Source organism: Mycobacterium sp. SMC-21 (genome assembly GCF_045310825.1).
In the GTDB taxonomy this organism is placed as follows: Bacteria; Actinomycetota; Actinomycetes; order Mycobacteriales; family Mycobacteriaceae; genus Mycobacterium.
The window spans coordinates 1-5,560 of sequence record NZ_JBJIAO010000073.1 but is presented as its reverse complement, the minus strand read 5'-3'; the positions used below and the strand labels follow the sequence as shown (position 1 = coordinate 5,560).

General features: G+C 60.4%; 6 protein-coding genes. All 6 read left to right on the top strand.

Annotated features, from left to right (window positions below):
• The first annotated feature begins 143 nt into the window (after window positions 1-143).
• The 6 genes from ACJH6H_RS29350 to ACJH6H_RS29325 all read left to right on the top strand — a co-directional run bounded on the left by ACJH6H_RS29350 (window position 144) and on the right by ACJH6H_RS29325 (window position 5,543).
• The gene (locus ACJH6H_RS29350; protein ID WP_406776353.1) at window positions 144-1,316 is read left to right on the top strand and encodes a hypothetical protein; all 1,173 of its coding nucleotides are present in this window, start codon (window positions 144-146) and stop codon (window positions 1,314-1,316) included.
• 50 nt (window positions 1,317-1,366) lie between these two features.
• Window positions 1,367-1,555, top strand: a complete 189-nt coding sequence (locus tag ACJH6H_RS29345; RefSeq protein ID WP_406776352.1) for a hypothetical protein — start codon at window positions 1,367-1,369, stop codon at window positions 1,553-1,555.
• A 1,182-nt stretch (window positions 1,556-2,737) separates the two neighbouring features.
• Entirely contained in the window at window positions 2,738-3,070 is a 333-nt protein-coding gene (locus ACJH6H_RS29340) for a hypothetical protein (protein WP_406776351.1), read from the top strand.
• A 2-nt stretch (window positions 3,071-3,072) separates the two neighbouring features.
• A complete protein-coding gene (locus tag ACJH6H_RS29335) occupies window positions 3,073-3,360 on the top strand; it encodes a hypothetical protein (protein ID WP_406776350.1) in 288 nt (95 codons plus the stop codon).
• A 17-nt stretch (window positions 3,361-3,377) separates the two neighbouring features.
• A complete protein-coding gene (locus tag ACJH6H_RS29330) occupies window positions 3,378-4,085 on the top strand; it encodes a hypothetical protein (protein WP_406776349.1) in 708 nt (235 codons plus the stop codon).
• 648 nt (window positions 4,086-4,733) lie between these two features.
• Complete coding sequence (locus tag ACJH6H_RS29325) at window positions 4,734-5,543, top strand: hypothetical protein (protein ID WP_406776348.1); 810 nt, start codon at window positions 4,734-4,736, stop codon at window positions 5,541-5,543.
• Window positions 5,544-5,560 lie beyond the last annotated feature (17 nt).

Below are 5,560 nucleotides of genomic sequence, written 5' to 3'. Positions count from 1 at the left end.
CATTTTCGAGAGACCTCGACCTCTATCCCGGCAACGACGCGCCAACCACCTCTACACCCTCATCTGTGAAGAGCCCGTATAGTCACCGGCACCAATTGAACAACGGCCACGGCGGGCCATGATTTAGACAGGAATTGCATATTATGCGCTCGCTTGAATTGTCCGGTATTGCGCTCCCGAATTGGGTCACTACTATTCGCCCGATTTTCGGTAGTGAGGGCGGTTATCACACCGCTGGCGATGTTCTGGTAGACAAAACCGCCGATGGCGTGCCGCTCGACACCCTGTGGGACACGCTGCGCGATCTGCTGGCCGAATGGCGCGCCAAGCAGGACGCTCTGCTGAGCCTTTTGGCTTTCGATACCACCGACGTAGCCGAGGCCGTGCCGCAGTCGCTTTCGCATTTCCAATTCGAGGAAGCGACCGAAATGGGCGAGCCCAAGGCCGGTCAGGGCGGCGATAGCCTGATTATTGGCTACGGATTCAAGGATTACGATCTGGCGACTCGGTACACGTGGAAATACCTGCGTGACGCAACGGCCCGCCAGGTTGAATTCGATATGAATGCCGCGCTTGAGGCCGACCAGCGTTTGCGTACCGGAAAGGTGCTCGGTCGCCTGTTCTCTCCCACTCAGCGATTGACCCCCGAGGGCAACCCCGAATTTGGTCTGTGGAATGGCACCGATGGCATTGCCCCGATTGAGTATCTGGGCACCCAATTCGCCAGTAACCACAGTCACTACCTGGTGAGCGGTGCCGCGAGCGTTGACAGCGGCGATATCGAGGATTCCATCGGCCTCATTCGCGAACACGGCTATGGGACCACTCAGGGCAGCCGCATCCTGGTTCTGGCCAGCGAAAACACCATCGATCAGGTGATGGGTTTCCGTAAGGGTGAAGAGAGCCGTACCGGTGGTCCCATCGCCAAGTTTGACGCCATTGCCAGCGCGGACGCTCCGGCCTATCTGAGTAGCGAATTCATCGTGGGCCAGACCCCGCCGAGCGAGTACAACAACCTGCGCGTTGCCGGTTCGTACGGTCACGCGCTGTTGGTGCCGCACGTCCTGGTCCCCGAGGGGTACGTGCTCACGGTGGCCACGTCGGGACCGAATGCGACTCAGAACGCGGTAGGTATGCGCCACCACTCCAACCCGGCATACAAGGGTCTGCGCCAGATTCCGGGCAAGGGCCAATACCCACTGATTGACATGTACTTCCAGCGGTCGTTCGGCGTCGGCGTTCGCCACCGTGGCGCGGCTGTCGTAACGCAGATCAAGGCCAGCGGTTCGTACGACGCGCCCACCATCGCGAGCTAGCCGCAATGGCCACGCAAATGCCCCAACCAACCGCCCTGGCGGTGTAGGCCATGCCCGCACCGTTTGGCGGCTGGTCGCCCTTGTGGCGTGATGACGCAGCGCAGCGCGAAATGCAGCAGGACAACAGCGGCGCTGAGTTCACCACGCCACCGGGGTACCGCGACCCCGACCAGTACCGGGGCACCGCTGCCAGCCAATCGTTACCGCACGCACTACCGGAAGGAAACCCCAATGGCTAAAGGAAACGGCAAGCGCCGACCACGCGCCAAGTCTGGCCGATTCAAGAAGAAGTAGGCCACGGCCAAAGGTCAGACGGCCACAACGATTTTCAACTGAATAGAGAACCTGGTCACCCGCCGCTCTAGGAAACCAATCGCGCCGGTTACTGCCATCGACGGGTGACCACCTATACCGGAGCGGATACTCCGACGCTTCAAATCTCCACTGATACGGCTTGTCGGTGGATTTGTTCGGGGTATCCGCTCCACTTGACCGGGTGCCGGGACTTTGCCGGTCCACCGTGCACCCGCGCAGATCGCCGAGGGAATAAGGAGCCCAGTGCGATTCGCGCCAAGGGTACGAAATTGGCTCGTCCCCGACGACGTACCCGACCGACATTCGCGAGGGAAACCGCGAGCCGGTCAACGGCCCGGTGTGTTGGGGAAGAGTCAGACAGCGCACCGGGCCACCAGAAACTTTCGCCGGGGGAGTACCGGCGAGCACAGCACGGGATCAACGTACGGAATTCCGAACCTGGCCTGGATAGGGTCCGTACGCCTGGCGCTGAGAGAGCGAGCGAAATCGCGACTGCTGATCTACCCAGCAGAACCATCGCGACGTGCGTGGGTAGGCGGTTTCTTGGCTGGGCCGAACCACGACATTCGCGAGCTAAAGCGGTATCGGTACCAATTGACTTGTCTTGGACGATATTTCGCGGGGTACCACTTGGTGTTGACTTGTCCGCCAGGTGGTACCCCACACTCATATCTGTAGCCAAATCGTTTGCACCGCAACCCCTCCGCCCTGGTGGCGGGTTACCGATTCTGTCGCAAAAGCTGGCACGTTTTCGCGTGCTCCCATGGCTGTCGACACCAGGGCGGTTGTGTGTGGTTTTGGCGTCACCGGAGCCGGTTTCGCTGGCCAAATCGTTTGCTGCGCGATCTTGCGGTGTTTAGCCGGCGGTTGGCTACTAGCCAAGATAGTCGCAGGTCACCGATGTCCAGGTGGGATAGGTGCCGACATTGACGGGATAGCTTGCGGTTAGCTGCGGACGCGGCTAGAGTCTGTGCCAGTCGCCCCAATTGGCAAGAGCCCGCGTCGAATCTAGGCAAGAGCCCCGACGCTCGCGACGAAATCCACACCATTTCAGGCGATTTCGGTGCACCGCGCTCTATCGCCACCCAATCCATTTGGAGCCCCGCATGTCTCGTATGCAAGCGAAGAAATCAAATGCTGGTCGCAAGCCTAAGCCGCCGCCGCGCCAGTATTCCGATTACACCGACGAAGAGCGAGCCGCACGGCTTGCCTACTCGGAAATCCCGAACAACGTAGGTTCTGCGGGCGCGGCAGAGCGGATTTCCCAGCTATGGGGGTTTGAAGTCTCTCGCCACACAATCGAGCGAGATACCGAAAACCGCTCACTCACTATGAATTTGGTCGCTGGTCGCCGTCACTACTCCGACCGCGCACTCTATGACTACGTCATTCTCAACAGCAGCACAACTGCGCCACGTCGATCGAAAGTCGTTGCGTAGCAGTGGGTATCACCGCGACCGAATTCGATACCGCAGCCACGCCGAGCCTGCAATTTGTGATCGATCACCTGACCGAGTGCAGAAACGGCGTTGGCGAGCGCAAGGAAACACATTGTGGAAAAACGCCTGTCGCGGTTGCGACCGACCCGAGGCTACCGGCAGACGACAACATGTTTCCGATCTGCTCTGACTGTCTGATTGAGGACGGTGGCGAAAACGACAACTTTCTGCCCTTGGCCGATTACGTGAGCCTTCTAGCGCAGCACACAACCAACAACGAAAGCGAGTAATCACCATGGGTTTCAACATGAGTGACGCCATGACCGCAGTTGAGCACATCGCGGCGCTGGACCTTGCCGACCCCGCCAGGGATTCCGCAGCCGAGCGGCACAGCGCCGTGATCGCCGAAATCACCGATTTCACAGAGAATTACGCCGAGTCGAACGGCTACCACCTGGCCATGATTCCGTGGGCATTCCCGGTCGTGCGCGAGCTGGCCGAGCGGCTGGCCACCGATGCCCGAGCGGTGTTCGCCAGCGACCCGAGCGACGAATTAGCTTATGGCGCAACGATTGACGACGAATCGCTGCCCGAGGGCTGCACCGTGGCACCGGATTATTGCCCCGACCCGCCGACAGCGGTACCGGTGGCGCTATTCCGACGCAATCGCGTTGTGCGACCGGCAAAGTGCGATGGCGCAACCGGCACGCTGATTCCCGCAGTGACCGTTGATGCCATCGAACGCCATTACGCTTTCGGGTCGGCCACGCTGCCAGCCATCACAGCCGAGGCATTGACGTACGCACGCGACGAAAGAGGCTGTGATCTAAGGCTGTTCGCCGGTGGTGGCCAATTGCACGACTCGATGACCGCGCGGTCACACCGGTCTGTGTGGCCAATCGCTCACGGTGAGCACCTGGTCATACTTCGCTATTGCTCTGAGTGCATGGCCGTGCTGATGGAGCGCGCACAGATCGGCCCGTGCAAGATCGAAACCCCTTGGGGTATCGGTTAATCAGTGCGACTGCCTGGCCAGGAAATGAGTCGGCCCGGTCTGTGAGCGATTCCAGACCGGGCCGATTGCAAAACAACAGGTTTCCCAGCAGGGCACAAATCGCCGCAGCACTGTTAATTTGCCTGGTCAGTCTACCCCGAGAAACTGAAACCCGTTGTAGCGCAACACGCCGACTTGGCTAGTCAGTTCCTCACAAATGCACCAGCTTGCCGCTGTAGGTATCTGACTAGCCAGACACGACGATGGCCGAAAGTTGTTGGCTACTCGTGTAATTCGCTACCGCGCCGGTAAATTCGACAGACCACGCGAGACCGAAAAAGAGTGGTCCCGTTGGGCATCACCAACCCAACGGGACCGTATCCCCAGACAAGGAATGACCATATGCTACCCCAGCCCACCGACAACTCTGGGCCGAAACACGCTGGCATACAGTGCGAAAGCCGAGACGCCGAGCTGATCCGCTGCGCAATTGAGCTGTACGGCCGAGCGTGGCACCCGCTGCCCATCGGCGGCGACAACGGTAAGAGATTGCTAGCCGGGGGTTTCACTGGCTATGACGCTGGTGACGCTTCAATCGCCGAAATCGGTAGTTGGCCAGCCAGATACGGCGCGCGCTGGACAAACCTAGGCGTGCGGTGCCCGGTCGGCGTGCTCGGTATCGACGTAGACGACTACATATCGCGAGGAAAAACCAAGCGCGGCCTTGCCACCATTGCCGAACACGAAAACCGTTATGGCGCAAAGCTGCCAGACACCTACGTCACCACAGCGCGCGAGGGTGGCTCTGGTATCCGCTGGTATCGAGCTCCCCACGATTGGCACGGGCCGGGTGTGCTCAGTGCCGAAACCGAATTGGCCACCGATACAGACCCCGGTGTCGAGCTGATCCAGCGCACGCACCGGTACGGCATCGTGGGGCCGTCGATCCATGCCGAGACCGGCCAGCCCTATCGGCTGTACGGGCCAGACGGTGCGCTGATCGCTGATGGGCTGTTGCCGCCACCTGGCGAGCTGCCCGAGCTGCCCGACGCCTGGCTAGACGGGCTGGCCGCGCAGTACACCACCAGGGCCCTGGTTGGCAGACTCAATCGCGACGAAATTGGCTTGTGGCTCGATACCTACGCCGACAACCGATATCCGCACGGCCTGGCGCAGGTGGTGAAGCGCTTTCACCGGCTAATTGATACCGGGGAGAAGAACCGGCACAACGCGATGTTTGAGTCGCTGTGCTGGGCTCTCAAAGAGAGCCGTGTCGGTGGTTATCCCGCACACGAGGCCGAGCGGGTGCTACGCGCCGAATGGCTGGCGATTACCGCAGGCGACCCCGGCCACGATGAACGCGAGTTTGACAACATGTTTACCGGTGAGCGCGGGGCTATCGCTGCCGCCGAGGGCGACGACGAGGAATTGTCAATACCTGTGGATCGGCTTGTTTCAGGCGACCTCCGTTCCAGTTGATTCGGTCGGTGCCGAGT